This is a genomic window from Mesorhizobium sp. INR15 (assembly GCF_015500075.1).
Lineage (GTDB): Bacteria > Pseudomonadota > Alphaproteobacteria > Rhizobiales > Rhizobiaceae > Mesorhizobium.
This window is the reverse complement of the sequence record NZ_CP045496.1, coordinates 3,652,306-3,673,354: the sequence shown is the minus strand read 5'-3', so window position 1 is coordinate 3,673,354 and position 21,049 is coordinate 3,652,306. Positions and strand designations below refer to the sequence as shown.

The 21,049-nt window shown below is 62.5% G+C and carries 21 protein-coding genes; 5 read left to right on the top strand and 16 right to left on the bottom strand.

Annotation, left to right across the window (positions count from 1 at the left end):
* Nucleotides 1-126 precede the first annotated feature (126 nt).
* The 4 genes from GA829_RS17925 to GA829_RS17910 all read right to left on the bottom strand — a co-directional run bounded on the left by GA829_RS17925 (nucleotide 127) and on the right by GA829_RS17910 (nucleotide 4,825).
* Nucleotides 127-723: a LysE family translocator gene (locus GA829_RS17925; protein ID WP_195174038.1), complete on the bottom strand. Its 597-nt coding sequence runs from the start codon at nucleotides 721-723 to the stop codon at nucleotides 127-129.
* 138 nt (nucleotides 724-861) lie between these two features.
* Complete coding sequence (ilvN, locus tag GA829_RS17920; RefSeq protein ID WP_195174037.1) at nucleotides 862-1,434, bottom strand: acetolactate synthase small subunit; 573 nt, start codon at nucleotides 1,432-1,434, stop codon at nucleotides 862-864.
* Nucleotides 1,435-1,517: 83 nt separating this feature from the next.
* A complete protein-coding gene (locus GA829_RS17915; protein WP_195174036.1) occupies nucleotides 1,518-3,299 on the bottom strand; it encodes an acetolactate synthase 3 large subunit in 1,782 nt (593 codons plus the stop codon).
* A 317-nt stretch (nucleotides 3,300-3,616) separates the two neighbouring features.
* Nucleotides 3,617-4,825 carry a DUF6600 domain-containing protein gene (locus tag GA829_RS17910; RefSeq protein ID WP_195174035.1) on the bottom strand — a complete coding sequence of 403 codons (1,209 nt, stop codon included), beginning with the start codon at nucleotides 4,823-4,825 and terminating at the stop codon, nucleotides 3,617-3,619.
* 370 nt (nucleotides 4,826-5,195) lie between these two features.
* Here GA829_RS17910 and GA829_RS17905 point away from each other — a divergent pair, with 370 nt between their 5' ends.
* Nucleotides 5,196-6,998 (top strand): NAD(P)/FAD-dependent oxidoreductase, encoded by a 1,803-nt coding sequence (locus GA829_RS17905; protein WP_195174034.1) that lies wholly within the window; start codon nucleotides 5,196-5,198, stop codon nucleotides 6,996-6,998.
* Between the two features lie 41 nt (nucleotides 6,999-7,039).
* Here the strand turns inward: GA829_RS17905 and GA829_RS17900 are convergent, their stop codons facing one another.
* Genes GA829_RS17900 through tmpA form a run of 3 tightly spaced genes read right to left on the bottom strand, consistent with a single transcriptional unit; the run spans nucleotide 7,040 to nucleotide 9,014 of the window.
* The gene (locus GA829_RS17900; protein WP_195174033.1) at nucleotides 7,040-7,252 is read right to left on the bottom strand and encodes a hypothetical protein; all 213 of its coding nucleotides are present in this window, start codon (nucleotides 7,250-7,252) and stop codon (nucleotides 7,040-7,042) included.
* Nucleotides 7,253-7,275: 23 nt separating this feature from the next.
* Nucleotides 7,276-7,866 (bottom strand): (R)-1-hydroxy-2-trimethylaminoethylphosphonate oxygenase, encoded by a 591-nt coding sequence (gene tmpB, locus GA829_RS17895; protein ID WP_195174032.1) that lies wholly within the window; start codon nucleotides 7,864-7,866, stop codon nucleotides 7,276-7,278.
* Nucleotides 7,863-9,014 carry a 2-trimethylaminoethylphosphonate dioxygenase gene (tmpA, locus tag GA829_RS17890; RefSeq protein ID WP_195174031.1) on the bottom strand — a complete coding sequence of 384 codons (1,152 nt, stop codon included), beginning with the start codon at nucleotides 9,012-9,014 and terminating at the stop codon, nucleotides 7,863-7,865. Before tmpA ends, tmpB begins: the two co-directional genes overlap by 4 nt.
* Before the next feature lie 120 nt (nucleotides 9,015-9,134).
* Between tmpA and GA829_RS17885 the strand changes: the two genes are divergently transcribed.
* On the top strand, nucleotides 9,135-10,022 hold the full coding sequence (locus GA829_RS17885) for a LysR family transcriptional regulator (protein WP_195174030.1): 888 nt from the start codon (nucleotides 9,135-9,137) through the stop codon (nucleotides 10,020-10,022).
* A 5-nt stretch (nucleotides 10,023-10,027) separates the two neighbouring features.
* On the opposite strand, the gene GA829_RS17880 is transcribed toward GA829_RS17885, so the two are convergent.
* Genes GA829_RS17880 through GA829_RS17870 form a run of 3 tightly spaced genes read right to left on the bottom strand, consistent with a single transcriptional unit; the run spans nucleotide 10,028 to nucleotide 11,475 of the window.
* Nucleotides 10,028-10,546 carry a GNAT family N-acetyltransferase gene (locus tag GA829_RS17880; protein WP_195174029.1) on the bottom strand — a complete coding sequence of 173 codons (519 nt, stop codon included), beginning with the start codon at nucleotides 10,544-10,546 and terminating at the stop codon, nucleotides 10,028-10,030.
* A 51-nt stretch (nucleotides 10,547-10,597) separates the two neighbouring features.
* The gene (locus GA829_RS17875) at nucleotides 10,598-10,906 is read right to left on the bottom strand and encodes a hypothetical protein (protein ID WP_195174028.1); all 309 of its coding nucleotides are present in this window, start codon (nucleotides 10,904-10,906) and stop codon (nucleotides 10,598-10,600) included.
* Nucleotides 10,907-10,911: 5 nt separating this feature from the next.
* The gene (locus GA829_RS17870) at nucleotides 10,912-11,475 is read right to left on the bottom strand and encodes a helix-turn-helix domain-containing protein (RefSeq protein ID WP_195174027.1); all 564 of its coding nucleotides are present in this window, start codon (nucleotides 11,473-11,475) and stop codon (nucleotides 10,912-10,914) included.
* A 155-nt stretch (nucleotides 11,476-11,630) separates the two neighbouring features.
* Here GA829_RS17870 and GA829_RS17865 point away from each other — a divergent pair, with 155 nt between their 5' ends.
* Complete coding sequence (locus GA829_RS17865) at nucleotides 11,631-13,460, top strand: ATP-binding protein (protein WP_195174026.1); 1,830 nt, start codon at nucleotides 11,631-11,633, stop codon at nucleotides 13,458-13,460.
* 212 nt (nucleotides 13,461-13,672) lie between these two features.
* On the opposite strand, the gene GA829_RS17860 is transcribed toward GA829_RS17865, so the two are convergent.
* A complete protein-coding gene (locus tag GA829_RS17860) occupies nucleotides 13,673-14,464 on the bottom strand; it encodes a GGDEF domain-containing protein (protein ID WP_195174025.1) in 792 nt (263 codons plus the stop codon).
* Nucleotides 14,465-14,569: 105 nt separating this feature from the next.
* Nucleotides 14,570-15,538, bottom strand: a complete 969-nt coding sequence (miaA, locus tag GA829_RS17855; RefSeq protein ID WP_195179715.1) for a tRNA (adenosine(37)-N6)-dimethylallyltransferase MiaA — start codon at nucleotides 15,536-15,538, stop codon at nucleotides 14,570-14,572.
* Here miaA and serB point away from each other — a divergent pair.
* A complete protein-coding gene (gene serB, locus GA829_RS17850) occupies nucleotides 15,528-16,415 on the top strand; it encodes a phosphoserine phosphatase SerB (RefSeq protein WP_195174024.1) in 888 nt (295 codons plus the stop codon). The genes miaA and serB overlap by 11 nt on opposite strands.
* The gene (locus tag GA829_RS17845) at nucleotides 16,412-16,984 is read left to right on the top strand and encodes a GNAT family N-acetyltransferase (RefSeq protein WP_195174023.1); all 573 of its coding nucleotides are present in this window, start codon (nucleotides 16,412-16,414) and stop codon (nucleotides 16,982-16,984) included. Before serB ends, GA829_RS17845 begins: the two co-directional genes overlap by 4 nt.
* 47 nt (nucleotides 16,985-17,031) lie before the next feature.
* Here GA829_RS17845 and GA829_RS17840 read toward each other — a convergent pair whose 3' ends face one another.
* The 4 genes from GA829_RS17840 to hflK all read right to left on the bottom strand — a co-directional run bounded on the left by GA829_RS17840 (nucleotide 17,032) and on the right by hflK (nucleotide 21,047).
* Nucleotides 17,032-18,546, bottom strand: a complete 1,515-nt coding sequence (locus tag GA829_RS17840) for a DegQ family serine endoprotease (protein ID WP_195174022.1) — start codon at nucleotides 18,544-18,546, stop codon at nucleotides 17,032-17,034.
* A 243-nt stretch (nucleotides 18,547-18,789) separates the two neighbouring features.
* Nucleotides 18,790-18,978 carry a DUF2065 domain-containing protein gene (locus tag GA829_RS17835; RefSeq protein WP_195174021.1) on the bottom strand — a complete coding sequence of 63 codons (189 nt, stop codon included), beginning with the start codon at nucleotides 18,976-18,978 and terminating at the stop codon, nucleotides 18,790-18,792.
* 6 nt (nucleotides 18,979-18,984) lie between these two features.
* Nucleotides 18,985-19,929 carry a protease modulator HflC gene (hflC, locus tag GA829_RS17830; RefSeq protein ID WP_195174020.1) on the bottom strand — a complete coding sequence of 315 codons (945 nt, stop codon included), beginning with the start codon at nucleotides 19,927-19,929 and terminating at the stop codon, nucleotides 18,985-18,987.
* Nucleotides 19,929-21,047, bottom strand: a complete 1,119-nt coding sequence (gene hflK, locus GA829_RS17825) for an FtsH protease activity modulator HflK (protein WP_195174019.1) — start codon at nucleotides 21,045-21,047, stop codon at nucleotides 19,929-19,931. Before hflK ends, hflC begins: the two co-directional genes overlap by 1 nt.
* Nucleotides 21,048-21,049: the final 2 nt, after the last annotated feature.

The following is a 21,049-nucleotide window of genomic DNA, read 5'->3' as shown; positions in this document are numbered from 1 at the left end:
ACACGGCATTACGAAGATTTAATGTGCACTGCACAATAGTTGTGCAGCCGGCTTTCGTTCAACCGCCAGAGGGCCGATGGGACCTGGAAGCGGCCTCTCACAGGAAAAGATCGAGCCGTTCGATCGCTAGCGGAGCATCGGCCAAAGCGTTGCCGCCAGCAGCAAACCCATGGCGATATTGAACCATTTCAGCCGCACCGGATCCGACAGGAAGCCGCGCAGCGCCGTGCCAAATGCTGACCACACCGACACACTCGGCAGGTTGACCAGGGTGAATGCGACGCCGATCAGAACCACGGATAGGAACGGCTGCTCCGGATTGGTGTAGACGGCCATGGCGGTGATCGCCATCACCCACGCCTTGGGGTTGACCCATTGAAACGCCGCCGCATCGATGAAGCGCATCGGCCGCGCATTCGCCTCACCCTTGCCACCGAGCGAGCGTGACATGGCGATCTTCCAGGCGAGATAGAGCAGATAGGCAGCACCCGCGATCTTCAAGCCTGTATGCAGCGCTGGAAACGCCGTCAGCACCGCGCCGAGGCCGAAGCCGACAGCCAGCAGCAGCACGAGAAAGCCCACGCTGATGCCAAGCATGTGCGGAATGGACCTGGCGAAGCCAAAATTCACACCCGACGCCAGAAGCATGAAGTTGTTCGGCCCCGGCGTGACCGACGTCACGAAGGCGTAAATCAGCAAGGCAATGAACGCATCGAGGGACATCGACCTCTCCCAAGGTAGGTCAGCAATATTGTCCTTCTCTGCTGGATGCGCAAAGGCCACACCATGACAGCAACCGGACCAGAAAGTTGGACACGTAGGACAGGCTCCGGCCTCGGCAAATCCAGGGGCGCCGACTGACTACATACCTTGCGGGCCGCGGTTCATCGCCGCCACGCCGGTGCGGCAGATTTCGACCAGGCCAAGCGGCTTCATGATGGCGATGAACTGGTCGATCTTGGTGCCCTTGCCGGTGATTTCAAAAATGAAATGTTCGGTGTTGGCATCGATGACGCTGGCGCGGAACGCGTCGGCGAGCCTCAGGGCCTCGACACGGGCCTCGCCGGTGCCAGCAACCTTGACCAGCGCCAGTTCCCGCTCAAGCGGCCGCTCCTGGCCAAACTCCTGCGAGCGCACGGTCAGATCGACCACCCGGTGCACCGGCACGATGCGCTCAAGCTGATGCTTGATCTGCTCCAGCACATGCGGCGTGCCGCGCGTTACGATGGTGATGCGCGACAGGTGCTTTTCGTGCTCGGTCTCGGAGACCGTCAGGCTTTCGATGTTGTAGCCGCGTCCGGAAAACAGGCCGATGACCCGGGCAAGCACGCCCGGCTCGTTGTCGACCAGCACGGACAGCGTGTGGTTTTCCGGCTTCTCGGTTTCCTTGGCGATAAAATAGGCCGAACCGGTCGGTTGTAGCTGTGCGTTCATGACATGAATCTCGATTCAAACTCTTGGAGCTAACTATCTGTTTGCGCACGGCGTCTTGCGACAAGCCCTGCCTCGGCTTGTGACTAGACCAGTTCCCTGCCCTTGGCGTCGATGGCGTTGGCCACCGCTTCATCGGTCGCCTCGTCGGGCAACAGCATCTCGTTATGCGCCTTGCCTGACGGGATCATCGGGAAGCAGTTGGCGAGCGTCGCCACCCGGCAGTCGAACAGCACCGGCTTCTTCACCGAGATCATCTCCTTGATGGCATCGTCGAGCTCGCCCGGCTTTTCGCAGCGAATGCCGTGGCCGCCATAGGCTTCGGCCAGCTTGACGAAGTCAGGCATCGCCTCGGTGTAGGAATGCGACAGCCGATTGCCATGCAACAGCTGCTGCCATTGCCGCACCATGCCCATGTACTGGTTGTTGAGGATGAAGATCTTGATCGGCGCATTGTGCTGCACAGCCGCGCTCATCTCCTGCATCGTCATCTGCACCGAGGCGTCGCCAGCAATGTCGATGACCAGTGCGTCAGGGTGCGCGATCTGCACGCCCAGTGCCGCTGGCAGGCCATAGCCCATCGTGCCCAATCCGCCAGAGGTCATCCAGCGGTTCGGCTTCTCGAAATGATAATGCTGTGCCGCCCACATCTGGTGCTGGCCCACCTCGGTGGTGATGTAGGTGTCCATGTCCTTGGTCAGTTCGTAGAGCCGCTCGATGGCGTATTGCGGCATGATCACGTCGTTGTTCATCTTGTAGGCGAGCGAGTCCCGCGCGCGCCATTTGGCGATCTGCTCCCACCAGGGATAGAGCGCCTTCTTGTCGGCCTTGGCGCTCGCACGCCACAGCCGCACCATGTCTTCCAGCACGCGGCCGACATCGCCGATGATCGGCACTTCGGTGTGAACATTCTTGTTCAGCGACGACGGATCGATGTCGATGTGGATCTTTCGCGAGTTCGGCGAGAACGCGGTCAGCCGCCCGGTAATGCGGTCGTCGAAGCGCGCGCCGATGCAGATCATCACGTCGCAATCATGCATGGCCATGTTGGCTTCATAGGTGCCGTGCATGCCCAGCATGCCCATCCAGTTCTTGCCCGATGCCGGATAGGCGCCGAGCCCCATCAGCGTCGAGGTGATCGGGAAGCCGGTGAGGTCAACCAGTTCGCGCAACAGATGGCTCGCTTCCGGACCGGAATTGATGACGCCGCCGCCCGAATAGATGATCGGCTTCTTGGCGCTGGCCATCAGTTCGACCGCCGCCTTGATCTTCTCCAGGTCACCCTGGACCTTGGGCTGATAGCTGGTCCTCGGCGCGATCTGCGGCGGCACGTAAAACCCCTTGGCGAACTGCACGTCCTTCGGAATGTCGACCACGACCGGGCCAGGACGGCCGGTCGTCGCGACATGGAAGGCTTCGTGGATGGTCGCGGCCAGTTCGTTGACGTCCTTCACCAGCCAGTTGTGCTTGGTGCAGGGACGCGTGATGCCGACAGTGTCGCATTCCTGGAAAGCGTCCGAGCCGATGAGCGAGGTTGGCACCTGTCCGGTCAGGCAGACGAGCGGGATCGAATCCATCAACGCGTCCTGCAGCGGCGTCACCGCGTTGGTTGCGCCGGGGCCTGACGTCACCAGCATGACGCCGGCCTTGCCTGTCGAGCGTGCATAGCCTTCGGCGGCATGGCCGGCGCCCTGCTCGTGGCGGACCAGGATGTGCTCGACCTCGTCCTGCTGAAAGATTTCGTCATAAATCGGGAGAACCGCGCCACCCGGATAGCCGAAAACATGCTTGACGCCGTTATCCTTCAGCGCCTGCACCACCATTTCAGCGCCTGTCATTTCGCGCCGCTCGTTCTGTCCGTTGCTCATCGGTCTGGTCCCGTACTGTCGCCACTTGGGCGTTGCTGGTCGTTTAGTCGTGTTTTGGGCAATAAAAAAGGCCCCCGAGGGAGCCTGTGTCTTGCGCATGGGGGGATTTCGCCCGGCGGTTACACCGCCTTGCCCACGCGCTTTCCTACGAGAATGAGTGCCTTTTTCATGGTCGCGGACACTAAGGGCGGGAAAGGCAGCCTGTCAACGGGAAAAATCACGTCGGCAGCGAACGCGTTCCAGCTTACTAGTCCGCGTCGAGCAAGCGGCTGGCGCCGCCTGCTCCCAATTTGCTTTGCCGGCTCAAACAGACGCGTTCAACCCGGTGCCTTGCAGCGCGAAACGCGCGGATCGCATTTGGCCTCTTTCTTCACTTGCATTGCGGGTGGGCGATGCGGGGCTGCCTTGGCCGGCCCACGATGCTGTTGCGAATGCATCGCCAGCATCTGCTGATGCGGCTTTTGCGGCCCTGCCGCACGGGCAAGATGCTGCGTCGGCGACACCACTTTCGGTGACGCCTGCACGAGGACGCGTCCATTGCCTTTTGCCTTGCCGCCATGAATCTTCAGCACATCGGCTTGGGCCGCATTGCCAGCGGTTATCCGCTTGCGCTCGCCCGGTTTGACCAAGCCGGCTGCCGTGCTGCCTTGCGAAACCATTTTGTCGCCGGGCAGTTTTTTCGGACCTTGGCCGACAACCGGTGGCGGTCCATTCACTTTGGCTACGGCCGCAGCCGGCATGACATGGCCGGCCAGTTTCTTGATCGCCTCCCCCTTGGAGGGATCGAGCTCCGCCTTGGCAAACACGCCCTTGCGCGGCGGAGCGACCTTTGCCGCCTTGATCGATTCTACAACGGCCTTCGGAAACTGCTGCAGCCTTGGCCCGGCATTGATCGCGACAACCTGATTGCCAAGCCGCACATGCGGCGCATTGTTGACCACGACCGTCTGGTTGATGATCGTCGTGTTGCGCACGATTACGATGTTTTCCTGCACCGGCCGCACAACCCTGACAAGATCGACCGCGCCAATTGCCGCCACGGGCACGAAACACCACCGGGCATCGTCGAAGGCAACATCGACATCCGGCGGTGCCGGAGCCCAGCCGACATCGTCGCCACCCTGGCGCCAGACCACCCAAGCCGGTGCCCACTCGTCGCCTGATATCCAGACCCAGCCGAAATCGGGATCATAGGCCCAGCGGCCATAGTGATAGACGACATCGCCGAACGGTTCGGCGGATTCCCAATACCAGCCGTCATCGGTCCACACCCACCTGCCTTCGGTATAGGGGCGCCACTCGGCGCGCACGGTTGGAACCCAGACGTCGCCGAAGCGGCTGGAGGTGCGCCAGCCGCCGTAGCTTGAAAGCCGCTCGCGAATGGTGACGGAAATCTCCGCCGCGTGCGCCGCCTGATATTCGGGCAATACCAGCGGACCGCTCAAGGTCGTGCCGAGCGCCAGGGCCAGAGCCACGGCTGTGGCGCTTGCGCGCCTGATTATCGAATGAATTGAAGGGGCCTGCATGATGTGCTCCAGAATTTCCGCATCCAGAAAATCCCCGAAAAGCACCCCGTCGCCCGCTCACGGCTTCCGGCTTTTCACCAAATGGTTGTCTTCAGCCTCCATGGCGGCAATGCGGCACATGGCCATCACGATTGCGCGACGGGCGCGGCATCACGCCGTTGTTTCAGAATGGGGACACCCAGTCCTCGCAGCGGCTGCCGGGGTATTGCCAAACCTGCGTCATGGCCGCGTTTTGTGGATAAGCCCTTGAAACCACGCGAAACTATGGTGGGGCGTGACGAAGCCTGCCATCTCTGCCGATACTTGATGGCCTGAGTGGCACGTTCGGAGGAGCGGCCATGACGATCTGGATTTCACGGGAGGAACGCTGATGCTCGACAAGGCCCCAAACAAGAAACTGTCCGACCTGCTCGATACATTCGGCGCCGCCCTGGCCGCGAACGACATTGAGAAAGCCGTGGGCTGTTTCCAGGAAGATTGCTACTGGCGCGACCTCGTCACCTTCACCTGGAACATCAAAACCATGGAAGGCCGCGACCAAGTTCGCGACATGCTGAAGAGCCAGTTGTCGAAGACCAAGCCATCACACTTTGCCATCGCCGCGGGCGAGGATGCGACTGAGGCGGACGGCTTGATCGACGGCTGGATCAGCTTCGAGACGGAGGTGGCGCGCGGCTTCGGGCATATCAGATTGAAGGACGGCAAGATCTGGACGCTGCTGACCAGCATGGTCGAGCTGAAAGGCCACGAGGAGCCGGCAGGCTTTGCCAGGCCGATGGGCGCTAAACACGGCTCAGGCAAGAACCGCCCGACCTGGAGGGAAGAGCGCGAGAAGGAAGCCGCCGAGCTCGGCTTCAAGACGCAGCCCTACACGGTCATCATCGGCGGCGGCCAGGGCGGCATCGCGCTTGGGGCGCGGCTGCGGCAGCTCGGCGTTCCCACAATCATCATCGAGAAGAACGAACGCGCCGGCGACAGCTGGCGCAAGCGCTACAAGTCGCTCTGCCTGCACGATCCGGTCTGGTACGACCACCTGCCTTATATCGATTTCCCCAGGAACTGGCCGGTCTTCTCGCCCAAGGACAAGATCGGCGACTGGCTGGAAATGTACACCAAGGTGATGGAGCTGAATTACTGGTCGTCGACCGAGGCCAAGAGCGCTTCCTATGACGACAAGACGAAGGAATGGACTGTCGTCGTCCACCGCGACGGTAAGGATATTGTGCTCAAACCCAAGCAACTGGTGCTGGCCACCGGACAATCCGGCAAGGCGAACCTGCCGAAATTCAAAGGCATGGAGACCTTCAAGGGCGACCAGCACCATTCTTCCAAACACCCCGGCCCCGACGCCTATGTCGGCAAGCGGGCGGTCGTCATCGGCTCGAACAATTCCGCCCATGACATCGCCGCCGCGCTCTGGGAGGCCGGCGTGGATGTCACCATGGTGCAGCGCTCGACCACGCATATCGTCAAGTCCGACACGCTGATGGAACTGGGGCTTGGTTCGCTCTATTCGGAACAGGCCGTGCAAAGCGGCATGACCACCGCCAAGGCCGATCTCGTCTTCGCCTCGCTGCCCTACAAGATCCTGCACGAATTCCAGATCCCGGCCTATGCCGAGATGAGGAAGCGCGACGCGGCTTTCTACAAGGGGCTGGAGAAAGCCGGCTTCATGCTTGACTGGGGCGACGACGAATCCGGCCTGTTCATGAAGTATCTCAGGCGTGGTTCCGGCTACTACATCGATATCGGCGCTTCGCAGCTGATCATCGATGGCGCCATCAAGCTGAAAAGCGGCGTCGACGTGAAGGAGATCAAGGCGCATTCGGTGCTGCTCAGCGACGGCTCGGAACTGCCCGCCGATGTTATCATCTACGCCACCGGTTATGGCTCGATGAACGGATGGGCCGCCGACCTGATATCCCGCGACGTTGCCGACAAGGTGGGCAAATGCTGGGGCCTCGGCTCGAACACCACCAAGGACCCCGGCCCGTGGGAAGGTGAATTGCGCAACATGTGGAAGCCGACCCAACAGGATGCGCTGTGGTTCCATGGCGGCAACCTGCACCAGTCACGCCACTATTCGCAGTTCCTGTCGCTGCAGATAAAGGCCAGGCAGGAAGGCATCGCAACGCCGGTCTACGGGCTGCAGCAGGTCCATCACAAGGGATAGATCCTGTTCCGCGCGGCGTTGCCGCCGCGCGGGGTCGTCTTTCAGACCTCGCGCGGTGCGCCCCTTGCCTTGGCCGCGCGCTCGACGATCCAGCCCTCATTTTGCCGTCGCGAGCCGGTTGCCGAAACCGTACCAAATACGCCACCGGAGCCGGCCGGCAGGGAGGCGAGAGCGCCGGCATCCGGCAGGCGCTCTCGGCATTCATCTGGCCGATATGCAGCAACAGCGCTTTCGCCATCGAAGCAGAAACACATGGCTGTCTCCTCAGATCGGTTGGCTAAGCTGGCTTGTCGGCCGCGAACCGGGTCACCACGCGCTGCAGCAGCGGCACGTAGTCGCGAAACGCTCGCGTCTTCATGTTGGCGATCTTGCCGCCTTCGTCCCAGATGCGCACCCGCACCGCTTCTTCATGGAACGGGTTCTTGCGGAACTCGGCCACCTCATCGGCATTCATCGGGCCGCCTTGCAGCGACAGCGTGTGCACCGAGGCCTGCGACAGCTTGCCGAAATAGCTCGGGTCGGTGGCGCAGAGATAGCGCTTGGCCGAAACATGCAGCCTGACGCATTCGACGATGACAGGCGGAAAGAACGGCGCCAGCACTTCACCGCCGGCCTCGTCATGATGCTTGTCCTCGACATCATCAGGCGAATAGGTGCCGAACTCGCTGGTGTAGTGGCCAATGTCATGCAGCAAAGCCGCCGCCACCAGCTCTTCCGGCGCGCCGTCCTGCTCGGCCAGCCATGCGCCCTGCAGCATATGCTCCGACATGGTGACCGGTTCGCCGAGATAGGATTCGGCGCCCCGGCGTTCGAAAATATCGGCGATGAACTCGACGATATTGCCCGCGTTCAACGATTGCGCGCTCATTCCGCGGCCTCCTTGAACCCATGCTCGATCGCCGCAAGCGTCGACAACAGGCCGTCCTTGTCGGCGTAGCAGCCCTGCAGCCAGCGCTTGCCGGTGCCGGAAAACGCCTTGCGCGCATGCATGACGCGGGTGTTGTCGACGATGAAGGACTGGCCTGCTTCCAGCTTGAACGTCACTTCGAAGGATGGATCCTCGATCAGTTCGGCGAACCGGCGGTAAGCCTTGTAGTAAGCCTCCATGTCGGCGAACGGCACATCGACCGTTGGCGCCAGCGAGCGGTTGTTGAAGCGGATGCAGATCAGCTCACCATCCGGCCCAAGCTCGATCATCGGTCGCTTCGCCTGCAGCCGCACGCCGGAAGAGCCGGCATATTCGAAGCGTGCCGGACATGAACTCAACAGGCGAAAACCTTCCGGATTCTCGGCTTGCAAGGCAGCCGCGACCGCAAAGCCATCGACAACGCTGGACTCACCGCCCTCCACCGTGTTCTCGATGCAGGACAAGATCTGCAGCGTTGGCACAGGATCGCGATAGGGATTGTCGGTGTGCGCCTGGAGGCCGAGATTGGTATAGGCAAGATTGCTTGGATTGACCTCGGCGCGCACCTCGAACCAGCGCCCATAATTGGTCTCCCTGATATAGCCGAACAGATCGGATACCTTGCACAGCGAGCCCGATTCCGCCGGCAGGTCGTCCATGACAGCAAAACCATAAGTCCGCACCGCCGACAGCCATTCCCGCAAGACGCTACGGCTGTTGCTCGCCACCCGATAGCTGGCGCGCGGCACCGAGTTCTGCATGGTCGCCTTGGTCCAAAGCTGTATGGCATCGCCCGTCCAGCCCGGCTGACGCCCCTCGTCTCGGTCATAGGCATTGGCGCTCAGCCATCCCTGGGGAAAGCTCGCTGTCTTCTGTTCGGGAATGAACACGACCTCCAGGGCCCCGTTCCTGATCGAAGCGGCGCCGATCCGCGTATCGGCCGGAATGTCGAGAATGGTGATCAGCCGCTGGCCGTTGCCGGCGCTGCGGGTCTTGTCATCAAGCGCATTGTCGCGCAGCCACATGGCATGGAAGCGGGTGCGCGTGCCGTTCTCCCAACTCAGTTCGATCGTTCTACCTTCGTCGCTGATGAGCGCGTGGGTTAACATGGAGATAAGGTCCTGTCCGTTGCCCCCCGCAGCCAGGTCCGCAGGGTTTCAGTTGCAGCGTGACGCTCCAAGAGGCATAACTCAAATTATCATTTTTTGGCCAATGAGTTGAAAATTCTAATGGCTCGCAAATCCCTCAACGCCATGCCTCCGCTCGACTGGCTGCGCAGTTTCGAAGCCGCCGCGCGGCTGTCGAATTTCACGGCCGCGGCGGCCGAGCTTGGCCTGACCCAGGCCGCCGTCAGCCAGCACATCCGCCATCTCGAGGACCGGCTGAAGACCCCTCTGTTCGGACGGCTGGCGCGCGGCGTGACGCTTTCGCCAGAGGGCGCGGCCTACCTTCCGCACATCCAGTCCGCATTCGCCACCATTGGCAGCAGCACCGCCGAATTGTTCGAACCCCGCGCCATCCAGACCGTCACCATCCGGGTGCCGATCTCCTTTGCCTTGCTGGCGCTGGTTCCCTTGCTGCCCGATCTGTCGGAAACGCTTCCGCAGGTCCAGCTTGATCTGGTGACGATCCACCGGCCCACAGACTATGACCAGCCGGGCTCGGCGCTCGACATCCGTTTCGGCAATGGCGCCTTTCCCGGCCGTGAAGCCGACAGGTTGTCCGTGGAGCGGCTGGTGCCAGTTGCCGCCCAGGCTTTGGCCGATGACACCGACTGGACCACGCAGCCTTTGCTGCTGGTCGCCGGCGCCCGCGAAATGTGGGCGGAATGGTTCGCGGCGGCAGGGCTGGCAGGACATTCCAAGCGCTCGCACCGCTTCGACAGTTTCGTCGCCGCCATGGAAGCCGCCAAGGCCGGCGCCGGCGTCCTGCTCGGTTCGCGGCCGCTGATCGATGCGGCGCTCACCAGCAAGGCGCTGACGCGGCTCTCCGACTTCGAACTCACCAGCACATCAGGGCATTTCCTGACCCGCGCGCCGAGCGCACGCCTGACCAGCGCCGAGCAGGATTTTCGTCGGTGGCTGCTGTCGCGATTCACGGCCTCGGAGCAGGCATAAAGGCCTCAGCCGATCCGCTTCCAGTAGATGAGCGTGCCGGTGAGCCCGCCATGCGGCTTCAGCGCATAGTCGGGAATTTCTCCCGTCAGCGTGAAGCCCAGCTTTTCATAGAGGCGCGAGGCGCCCTCCTCCGCCGCCGTATCCAGAACCAGCAACGTGCGGCCTTTCTCGACCGCGAGGCTTTCAGCGGCCCCCATCAGATGCGTTCCCACGCCTTTGCCCCTCTGGTCGACGCGCGTCATCAGCTTGGCGATTTCGGCCCGATGCGGCTGGTTGGGTGGACAGTCAAGCAGCAAAGTGACGGTACCAGCCAGGATCTCGCCATCCCAGGCGCCCAGCACCACTCTTTCGCCTCGCGCGGCCATCCCGAGCGACTTCTCCCAGAAATCCCTGGCGGCCTCGTGTGCAAGCGGGTGCATGAAGCTGACCGATCCGCCTGCCGCAACCGTTTCGACCAGCAATTCCGCCAGCATCTCAAGCGTTTGCCTGGTTGAAGTGAGCGTTCTGATTGCGAAGGAGCTCATCAATGGGTCCTGTTGAAGGTGATGAAATGGGGCGATGCGCGCGCAACGCCGTCAATCGAGAGCACGCACACGGCGGCGCCTTCGTGCCGCCTTGATGGCGCTGATGCGCTCGGTGTCTTCTTCTTGCAGATGCCGTCCACGCTCCAGAATTTCGAGCGTGTACTCCTCATAGGTAAGGCCCAGGCGCTCGGCCTTGCCCATGCGCGCCAGCGTGATCTCGCGGCTCGGCGGCTTCCACGCCTTGGCGTGTGCGGCCTGCCAGGCAAGGAAGATGTATGGGTCGCCCTTGCCCCATGGCGGCCCCTTGTATTCATCAAGCGGCGGCCCACCATTGTGGGAGCGTTTTGGCCGTCTCGCCATGGTTCTCAGCCCCTGACCAGCGCGACGAGATACTCGGCGCCGGGTTCAAGAGCATGGAAGGTGCAGTCCGACGGCGCGCCGAGCGCCAGGCAATCGCCGACCTCAAGCGTGTGCACCGTATCGCCTTCGATGAATTCGAGCCGACCGGAGATCAGCCATACCTGCTGCCGGATGAAGGCATAGGAGGCAGCCGGGAAACTGACCCTGGCGCCTGCCGGCAATTGCACCTTGATCAACTCGAGCGGCATGTCGGACACCGGCGACAGGTGCCGCCTGACATAACCGGTGGCCGGATCGCGCCAGATCGGCTGATCGCCTTCGCGCAGCAACCCGCCGCCTTGCAGCTCAGCCCGCGCGATAAGGGCCGAAAGCGTCATGCCGAAGGCCGCCGCGATACGCACCAGAAGTGCCGCCGTCGGACTGGTCTTGCCGCGCTCGATCGTGCTGAGCATGGCTTTCGAGACCTCGGACCGCTGCGCGAGTTCGGCCAGAGACCAGTCCCGCATGAGCCTTTCGGCGTGTATTCTTTTGCCGATGGTCGAGGAAATATTGTTCGCTATATCAGCCATAATTTCGATATAGCGAAACTCTCTCTCGGGGAAAAGAGGGCGTTGCCTCGATTCTTCGCCAACGGCTTAACGCTCCCTACACCATCAGGCATCACCCCACCTTAACCCCGTTCCTGTAGTGTCTCCCTCCAAGGGAAACGGGGAATAGCCTGTCCATGTATGTCGAACGCGAAGCCTCCGTGGGAGAACCGACATCGCAGGAGCGCCGTCAAGCCGAGCAGAATGACAAGCGCATTCTGGGCAATGTCGTGCAATGCGACGGCGCCCGAGCCACCATCAGCGCCTATGCCGACGACATCGATGGCTCGATTACCGGCCTGTGGACGGTCGGCAAGATGATTTCCATCAATCTCGGCGGCACGCGAACCGTCGGCCTGGTCTATGAGATCGGCAAGTCGGATCGCGCCTGGAGCAACGAAGGCCAGAACCCGATCGAGGTCAGTGTCGAACTCATCGGCGAGGTCCGCGACGGTGCTGAACCCGGCGCCAAACCGGTCTTCGACCGAGGCATCACGATCTATCCGCATATCGGCGCCGTGGCTCACCGCATCCGCACCCGGGACCTGCAAGCGGTGTATGATCTGGCCGGCCGCCATTCGATCACTATCGGCACCCTGTCGCAGGACGAGTCAATTGCCGCCAACATCGCCATAGACGATACGCTCGCGCGGCACTTCGCCGTGGTCGGCACCACCGGCGTCGGCAAATCCACCGCCGTGTCCCTGCTGCTGCGCAAGTCGATCGCCGCGCGGCCGGATCTGCGCATCCTGATCCTCGATCCGCACAATGAATTCGCGGCATCGCTGCCCGAGTATTGCGTCAGGGTCGATTCCAAGACGCTCGATCTTCCATTCTGGATGTTCAAGCTGGAGGAATTCGCCGAAGTGCTGTTTCGCGGCCGCGAGACCGTGCCCGAGGAAGTCGACGCCTTGCGCGACCTGATCCCTGCGGCCAAGAACCTCTACCGCAATCCCAATTCCGGCGCCTATCTCAGGCGCGGCAGTGATGCCTTGACCGCCGATACGCCCGTGCCCTACCGCGTCGCCGATCTTCTCAAGCAGATCGATGAGCGCATGGGCATGCTGGAGAGCAAGAACGACCGGCCGACCCTGAAGTCGCTGAAGACGCGCATTGAATCGGCGGCTTCCGATCCGCGCTACCGCTTCATGTTCAATTCGCGCCTGATCGAGGACACGATCCACGAGACGATCGGCAATATTTTCCGCGTGCCGCATCACGGCCGCCCGGTGACCTGCTTCGAGATGGCCGGCATGCCGTCCGAAGTGGTCAATTCCGTCTGTTCCGTGCTGGCGCGGTTGGCCTTCGACCTTGCTCTGTGGAGCGAAGGCAAGCTGCAGCTTCTGCTGTTGTGCGAGGAGGCCCACCGCTATATGCCCGCGGACCCACGGCTTGGCTTTGCGCCGACGCGGCACGCACTGTCGCGCATCGCCAAGGAAGGCCGCAAATATGGCTGCTATCTCGGCGTTGTCACCCAGCGCCCAGGTGAGCTCGATCCGACCATCCTGTCGCAATGCTCGACCTTCTTTGCCATGCGGCTCGCCAATGAGCAGGATCAGGCGATCATCCGTTCGGCAATCGCCGACTCCTCGGCCTCGACACTGGCCTTTCTGTCTTCCATGGGTCAGCGCGAGGCCATCGCCTTCGGTGAAGGCGTGGCGACAACGATGCGAATGAAGTTCGAGCGGTTGCCACAGCACCTGCTCCCCGGCACCGCCAAGCGCGAGCCCGATTTGTCATCGCAAAACGGCGACGATGTCGATCTCGTGGCGATCGTCGAGCGGCTGCGCAACGTGCCGAAGCCGCAACAGGCGATGGCCTTTGTCGAAACCGTCGATGCGGGCAGGCAGGCAGGCGACCCGGACTACCGCAAGCCGCCTGCGGTGCGTGCATCGTCGGACGACGATTTCGACGCGCGCTACGGCCTCAAGCCCGCCACCTTCGGCCTGCGCCCGCAGAACGATTGAGGCGGCGGAGCCCTGCGAACAGAGCTCGAATCCGTCCAACACCAATTCGGTCTCGCCGACAAGCTTGGGTAAATCCCATCAGGGAATTCGTCAGGCTGAGTCGCCTGGTGCTGGCTTCGAGAACCGGAGCGGAGCGGACATTCAGTCCGTGAGCACCGGAAGCGCAGAAGCCGACATCAGTCGGCCAGCGTCACGAATTCAATGGTGGGATTTTAGGCGCAGACGCGGTTGCGGCCTTGCCTCTTCGCCTCATAGAGCTGACGGTCGGCGCGACGATAGAATTCCTCGGCCGTTTCCTTGCGGTCCCATACGGCGAGACCGACGCTGGTGGTGATCTTGAGGCGGACATTGCCTGAGAGAACCGACATGTTGGCAACCGCCTTGCGGATGCGCTCGGCGAATTTGGACAGGAGTTCCGCGTCCATGTTGGGGGTAACCACGGCGAACTCTTCACCGCCCAGCCGCGCCACCACGTCGTGATAGCGCGTCATGTCCTTGAGACAGCTGGCAACGGCCTTCAGCACCTCGTCACCGACATCGTGGCCATGGCCGTCATTGACCTGCTTGAAATGGTCGAGATCGAGGATCATCAGCCCCACGGGCTTTTCGATCCGCCGGAATTCCTCGAGATATTCTTTCAGCGCATCGTCGAAATAGCGCCGGTTCTGCATGCCGGTCAGGCCGTCGGTCAGCGCCGCGTGCTCCAGCGTTTCCGAGCGTGCGCTGAGCGAGACCGTCATGGCGCGCAGCTTGCCTTCCTCGGTCGCCTGCTTGCGGATCAGCGGGTAGATGAAAAAGATGCCGAAAAACAGCGCGGTCGCCAGAAGCACCCCGGTCGCGAACAACAGCTTGTTGAGATAGATGATCTTCTCCAGGCCGGATTCCGTATGCAGCTCGGTCGCGAAGGATTGCAGGAGCCCATAGGCATGCAGCGTCACCAGGCCCGCGGCCAGGATCACGAAGATAAAGACGAAAAACGCTGATTCCGCCTTGTGGAAACGCATCTGCTCCCCGTTGGAAAAGTACCCACCGACCTTATGGCACGGGCGGCCTTACGGAGCGTTAATTTGAACAACCACAACGGGAACCTTTCCTTGCGGGTCAACTTTTCAGGTTGCATCCGAGGCAAGCCCTCGGATCGTGGTTTCGACATCGTCACCAGCGTGCAATCTGTGCCATTCCGGCCCCAGCTGATTGCGAAACCAGGTTCCTTGCCGCTTGGAATATTGCCTGGTCGCGATCTTGGCGCGCTCGATCGCCTCGGCAAACCCCATCTCTCCAGCCATGGCGGCTTGCAGTTCGCGAACGCCGATCGCCTTCATCACCGGCAAGGCTGGATCAAGGTCAAGAGCCATGAGCTTCCCGACCTCGTCCAGAGCGCCCCTGTCGAGCATCTGGTCGAACCGTGCATCGATGCGGCGCACCAATGTCGGCCGGTCGGGCTCGATGACCAGGAAACTCGCGGTCTTCCTGTCGATCAGCGGCTGACCGCGCACGGCCTGCCATTCGAGGATCGAGCGCCCCGATGCATCGAGCACCTCAAGCGCCCGCACGATGCGCTGGCTGTCGGTCGGCTTGAGCATCATGCCGACACGCGAATCCTCGCGCATCAGGATGCGGTGCAGCTTCTCCGCACCCTGTTCCTTGAGTTCGTAGCGCCAGCGGTCGCGGATCCGCTGCGGAACGTCGGGCATTTCCGAAATACCTTCCGCCAGCGCCCGAAAATAGAGCCCGGTGCCGCCGACAAAAATTGCCGGCCGCTGCGCAAGCACACCGTCATCAACAAGCTTCATGACGTCACGCAGCCAGGCGCCGGTCGAATAGGCCATGGACGGAGAAACGTGGCCGTAGAGAAAATGCGGCACGCGGGCAAGCTCGGCCGCATCTGGACGCGCCGTCAGCACATCGAGGACGGAATAACCTTGCATGGAATCGGTGTTGACGATGACACCGCCTTTGCGCTCAGCGACATCGAGCGCCAGCGCCGACTTGCCGCTGGCGGTCGGCCCGGCTATCAGGATCGCGTTCTTCACGCGGCCCTCGCCCGCCTTATCGCCGGAATTTTCGATGCCGCTGATTGCCACGCTCGTTTCCCGTCCTGCCGGCAACATACTGTCGCCGTCGCTTGCGAATAAGGCGTCGCAGGCAGTCGGCGCAAGCACTGTTCACTGGCTGGGCGCAGGGATCGCGTGCGATCTGGCACTGCCAGAGACGGCGCAAGCGGATGAAATGACCGCCGGTCTACGCGCTGCCCTGGCCTCCGAGCCGGTCGACGTGATCGTCCAGCCGGCCGAAGCAAGGCGCAAGAAGATCCTCATCGCCGACATGGATTCGACCATGATCGACCAGGAATGCATCGATGAACTGGCCGACGAGATCGGCGTCAAGGATCGTGTCGCCACCATCACCGCGCGATCGATGAACGGAGAGATCGCTTTCGAACCTGCCCTGCGTGAGCGGGTGGCCCTGCTGAAAGGCCTGGATGCCGCAGTGGTCGACCGCATTGTCGCGAACCGGCTGACGCTCGCTTCCGGCGGTCGCACGCTGGTCCAGACCATGCGTGCCAACGGTGCCTGGACAGCGCTGGTGTCGGGCGGCTTCGAAGTCTTCACCACGCGCATCGCCGCCATGCTCGGCTTCCAGGAAAACCGCGCCAACCAACTGCTCGAGCAGGACGGCCATTTTACCGGGCTGGTCGGCGAGCCGATCCTTGGCCGTGCCGCCAAGGCCGATGCGCTGAACGAGATTTCGGCGCGCCTCGGCCTGACGCCCGCCGACGCCATTGCCGTCGGCGACGGCGCCAATGACCTCGACATGATCCGGCTGGCCGGCACCGGCGTGGCGCTGCATGCCAAGCCAACCGTGGCCGCGCAAGCGACGGTCCGCATAGACCATGGCGACCTCACCGCGCTGCTCTATCTGCAGGGCTACAGGCAGGAAGAGTTTGTCCTTTGACGCCGATACGCACCGAACGCCTGATCCTGCGCAACTGGGAGGACCGTGACCGCGAGTTGTTCCACCGGATCAATTCCGATGAGCGCGTCATGGAATTCTTTCCATTCCGCCGTGATCGCGCGCAGGCAGACGCCAAGATGGGCGAGTTGCGTGCCGCGATTGACCGGGCCGGCTTCGGCTTCGCCGCTGCCGAGATCGCCGCGACAGGCCAGTGCATCGGTTTCGTCGGCTTGACCGGTGTCGATCACATGCCGTTTCTGCCCGCCGGAACCATCGAGATCGGCTGGCGGCTGGCGCCGGAATTCTGGGGCAAGGGCTATGTCACCGAAGCCTCGGAAGCCTGGCTCGCCTTCGGCTTCGAAACGCTCGATGTCGCCGAGATCGTCTCCTTCGCGGTCAAGGACAACCTGCGCTCCACCGCGGTGATGGAACGCCTCGGCATGACCGCCGACCCCACTTCCGATTTCGACCATCCCGGCATTCCCGACAGCCACGCATCGCTCAAGCGCCACGTCTTCTACCGGCTGACGCGCACCGACTGGCAAGCAAGAAAAAGGGCGGCTCGCTAGCCGCCCTTTTCTCATTTCAATCAGAGCTTTGTCCGCTTTTGCGGACTCTAATCCATGCGGATCGTCACAAACCGCAATTCGCCGGTCTTCGAAGCCAGCATAAGCAGCGCATTCTTGCGCCCCTGCTCCTTCAGCGCGCCGATCCGGTCCATCACATCCTTGGGCGTGGCAACCGATTCCTGCGCGATTTCGGTAATCACTTCACCTGGCTGGATACCGCGCTCGGCGGCGGCCGAATCCTTGTTGACGTCGGTGATGACAACGCCGGAGACGTCAGCGGCGATGTTGAACTTCTTGCGTGTCTCGTCATTGAGTTCGCCAACCGTCATGCCAAGCACCGAAGCGGTCGAAACTGCCGGCGCCTTGTCACCCTTGTTTTTGTCGGTGTTGCCGTCTTCGCCATTGGCGAGCTTTTCGCCGTCCTCGAGCCGGCCAAGCGTCACCTTCACCGTCTGCTCGACACCCTTGCGCACGATCAGCACATCGACAGCCTTGCCGACCGGGCTTTCCGCGACGACGCGCGGCAGATCACGCATTTCGTGGATGTCCTTGCCGTCGAACTTGAGGATCACGTCGCCGGCCAGGATGGTTCCATTGTCGACCGGTCCGCCCTTGATCACGCCGGCAACCAGCGCGCCCTTGGCTGTCTTCATGCCAAGGCTCTCGGCGATGTCGTCTGTCACCGGCTGGATGCGGACGCCGAGCCAGCCGCGCCGTGTCTCGCCAAACTGGCGCAACTGATCGACGACGCCCGAGGCGAGCTGCGAGGGGATGGAGAAGCCGATGCCGATCGAACCGCCGGATGGCGAAATTATCGCGGTGTTGATGCCGATGACCTCGCCGGCACTGTTGAACAGCGGGCCGCCGGAATTGCCCCGATTGATGGCGGCATCGGTCTGAATGAAGTCGTCATAGGGGCCGGAGTTGATGTCGCGGTTGCGAGCCGAGACGATACCGACCGTCACCGTGCCGCCAAGGCCGAACGGATTGCCGATCGCCATGACCCAGTCGCCAACGCGCATCTTGGTGGACTCGCCGAACTTCACCGCTGTCAGCTTGTGGCCTTTCGGATCGACCTTCAGCACCGCGACGTCGGTCTTGGTGTCGGTGCCAACCAGCGTCGCCTTCAAGGTGATGCCGTCGGAGAAATTCACCTCGATGTCGTCGGCATCGGCGATGACGTGGTTGTTGGTGACCACGATGCCTTGCTCGGCATCGATGACGAAGCCGGAGCCCAGCGACTGCACCTTCTGCCCGCTATTGTCCTTGTCGCCGCCACGGTTCTTGAAGAAATCGTCGAAGAAATCCTGGAAGGGCGACCCCTCCGGAAGCTGCGGCATCGGTACCGCGCCCGGGCCTTCGGTGCCCTTGACCGTCTGCGAGGTCGAGATGTTGACCACCGCGCCGAGCAGGCCTTCCGCTAGGTCAGCGACCGAAGCAGGCCCATCGGCGGCAACCGTCGGCGTCACGAACGCCGGGACGGCAACGGCACCGACAAGAAGAGCGGCCGCGCCGGCGATGAACGTCCGTCGTGCCGCGCGCAAAAGGGTGTTGGATGTCATCGAGAAGCCTCCCGGCATTTCTGAAAGAGAAAAGCGCTGCGGCGAAAACGCCGCGTTGCGCCATGTTGGCAAGAAATACGGCACGTTTGCGGCTATGGCTATCGGCAGAGTGTAAATCCTCCGTTATTCCGAAGCCTCTACAGCGCCGCGCGTGCTTTAGAGCGCGTGAATTACGCCACCGCACTTGGAATTGGCGCACGATCCTTTCCGAGAACTTTCGGAGTCACGCGCGGGCCAATCGGTTCATCCGCCTCGCACCAGCCAGACGATGCCAACGCCAAGCGCGATCGCCACGAGCCCGGCGATCCGCAATGCGTTCTCCGGCAGCGACAGAACCTCGCCGGCGAGCTTCTTGGCAAAGATGGGAAAGCCGCCATAGACCAAGCCCTCGATAACGAGGACCAGGCCCATGGCCGCGAAGAAATCCTCCACCGGCCGTTACTGGCCGGTGGCTGGTTGTGCCGCCGGCGCGGCGGGAGCCGGTTGCGGCGTCGTTGGCGTTTCCTTGCCCTCGGGGTTCCGGAAGAAGCGGAAGAACTCCGAATTCGGCGACAGCACCATGGTCGTCCCGGTGTTGTCCAACGCCGTGCCATAGGCATTCATCGAACGATAGAAGTCGAAGAAGGCCGGGTCGCGCTTGTAGGCCTCCGCGAACGTCGCGCTGCGCTGGGCTTCGCCCTCGCCGCGCAGGATCTCGGATTCCTTTCGCGCTTCGGCAACGATCTCGACCACTTCACGGTCGGCACGTGCCGTGATGCGCTGTGCCGCTTCGTTACCGCGTGCCCGCAGCCGCGCCGCCTCAGCCAGGCGTTCCGCCTTCATGCGATCGTAGGTCTGCTGTGAAACCTCGACCGTGAGATCGGTCCTGCGGATACGGACATCCTCGATCTGCAGGCCGAGCGACGTCGCGTCGGGCCTGAGCTGGTCGCGGACTTCGCGCATCATCACGGCACGCTCTTCCGAAAGCGCCGCCTCGAAGTCGCGCAAACCGTAAACACGGCGCAAGGCAGCGTCGAGACGCGTCCTCAGCCGCGCTTCGGCCAGTTCGATCTGACCCGATACCGCCGCACGGAAGACGCGCGGATCGGAGATGCGATAAGCGATGAACGCATCGACCTCGTAGAACTTGCCGCCCGACACCTGGACACGGATGTTGTCGAGGTCGAAGCGCAGCACCCGGTTCTCGATCAGTTGCACCGTATCGGCGTCGAAGAATGAGAACGGCGCCTTGAAGTAGATGCCGGGTTCGCTCTTGACGTCGACGATCTCGCCGAACCGGAGCACAAGCGCCTGCTGGCGCGCGTTGACCACGAAGACCGAGGAGTAGAGCAGGAACAGGATGACCGCCGCCACGACAGCGATGATTGGGAGACGATTGGCCATCACTGGTTACCTCCCGTAACGCCACCAGCAGGGGCTGGTGCAGGCGCTTTCGGCTGCAATGCCGGCAGCGGCAGGTAAGGCACGACGCCTTGCCCGTTGCCTTGCTCGACGATGACCTTGTTCGAGTCCTTCAGAACCCTCTCCATGGTTTCGAGATAGAGGCGCTTGCGGGTGACATCCGGCGCCTTGGCATATTCGTCGTAGACCGAGATGAAGCGCTGCGCCTCACCTTCGGCTTCCTGCACGACCCGGTTCTTGTAGGCGGCCGCGTCTTCGCGGACCTGTGCGGCCTCGCCGCGTGCCTGGCCGAGCTTCTGGTTGGAATACTGGTTGGCCTGCTCGACGAACTTGTCCTCGTCCTGCTCGGCACGCTGCACCTCGTCGAACGCATCGGCCACCTCACGTGGCGGTGCTGCATCCTCGATCGACACGGCATTGACGTTGAGGCCGGCCTTGTAGCCGTCCAGCGTCGTCTGGATGATTTCACGCACGGATGCCGCGATGCCCTGGCGGTCGTCGCGGAAAATATCCTGCGCCGGCCGGCGGCCGACCGCTTCGCGCATGGCGCTTTCGGCGACCTGCCGCAGCATGCCGTCGGGGTCCGACACATCAAACAGATAGGCGCGCGGGTCGGAGACCTGATAGGCGACCGAAAACTGGACGTTGACGATGTTCTGGTCACCGGAAAGCATCAGGCCGTTGCCGCTGGTGTTGCCGCCGCCGATATCGACGAGCTGCTCGGAAATCTTGGCCGTTTCGACCGTTTCGAGCGGCCACCAATGGAAATGCAGGCCCGGCTGCGAGAGCTCGGCTTTCGGCTTGCCGAAGCGCAGCTCAACCGCGACCTCGTCGGGCTGCACCGTGTAAACCGCCTTGAACGCCCACAGCACTACGAGTGCGGCGGCGATCAGCGCGAAAATGGCCGGGCTTGCACCACCGCCACCCGGCAGGGCGCGCCGCAGCCTGTCCTGGCCGCGCCGGATAATGTCCTCGAGGTCGGGAGGCGAGCCCTGCGGGCCGCTCGGCCCCTTCGGGCCCTGCCCCCAGGGTCCCTGATTGTTGCCGCCGCCGCCACCCCATGGGCCGCCGCCACCGCCGCTCTTGTCGTTCCAGGGCATGA

Bases quoted from the DNA above. Each gene is read 5' to 3' on its own strand.
- serB (WP_195174024.1), top strand. From the start codon at position 15,528: ATGCCGCTGATTGCCACGCTCGTTTCCCGTCCTGCCGGCAACATACTG.
- GA829_RS17880 (WP_195174029.1), bottom strand. From the start codon at position 10,546: ATGAGCTCCTTCGCAATCAGAACGCTCACTTCAACCAGGCAAACGCTT.
- tmpA (WP_195174031.1), bottom strand. From the start codon at position 9,014: ATGTTAACCCACGCGCTCATCAGCGACGAAGGTAGAACGATCGAACTG.
- hflC (WP_195174020.1), bottom strand. From the start codon at position 19,929: ATGGCCAATCGTCTCCCAATCATCGCTGTCGTGGCGGCGGTCATCCTG.
- GA829_RS17900 (WP_195174033.1), bottom strand. From the start codon at position 7,252: ATGTGTTTCTGCTTCGATGGCGAAAGCGCTGTTGCTGCATATCGGCCA.
- GA829_RS17860 (WP_195174025.1), bottom strand. From the start codon at position 14,464: ATGCGTTTCCACAAGGCGGAATCAGCGTTTTTCGTCTTTATCTTCGTG.
- GA829_RS17885 (WP_195174030.1), top strand. From the start codon at position 9,135: ATGGCTCGCAAATCCCTCAACGCCATGCCTCCGCTCGACTGGCTGCGC.
- GA829_RS17870 (WP_195174027.1), bottom strand. From the start codon at position 11,475: ATGGCTGATATAGCGAACAATATTTCCTCGACCATCGGCAAAAGAATA.
- hflK (WP_195174019.1), bottom strand. From the start codon at position 21,047: ATGCCCTGGAACGACAAGAGCGGCGGTGGCGGCGGCCCATGGGGTGGC.
- ilvN (WP_195174037.1), bottom strand. From the start codon at position 1,434: ATGAACGCACAGCTACAACCGACCGGTTCGGCCTATTTTATCGCCAAG.
- GA829_RS17925 (WP_195174038.1), bottom strand. From the start codon at position 723: ATGTCCCTCGATGCGTTCATTGCCTTGCTGATTTACGCCTTCGTGACG.
- GA829_RS17910 (WP_195174035.1), bottom strand. From the start codon at position 4,825: ATGCAGGCCCCTTCAATTCATTCGATAATCAGGCGCGCAAGCGCCACA.
- GA829_RS17875 (WP_195174028.1), bottom strand. From the start codon at position 10,906: ATGGCGAGACGGCCAAAACGCTCCCACAATGGTGGGCCGCCGCTTGAT.
- tmpB (WP_195174032.1), bottom strand. From the start codon at position 7,866: ATGAGCGCGCAATCGTTGAACGCGGGCAATATCGTCGAGTTCATCGCC.
- GA829_RS17840 (WP_195174022.1), bottom strand. From the start codon at position 18,546: ATGACATCCAACACCCTTTTGCGCGCGGCACGACGGACGTTCATCGCC.
- GA829_RS17905 (WP_195174034.1), top strand. From the start codon at position 5,196: ATGCTCGACAAGGCCCCAAACAAGAAACTGTCCGACCTGCTCGATACA.
- GA829_RS17915 (WP_195174036.1), bottom strand. From the start codon at position 3,299: ATGAGCAACGGACAGAACGAGCGGCGCGAAATGACAGGCGCTGAAATG.
- GA829_RS17865 (WP_195174026.1), top strand. From the start codon at position 11,631: ATGTATGTCGAACGCGAAGCCTCCGTGGGAGAACCGACATCGCAGGAG.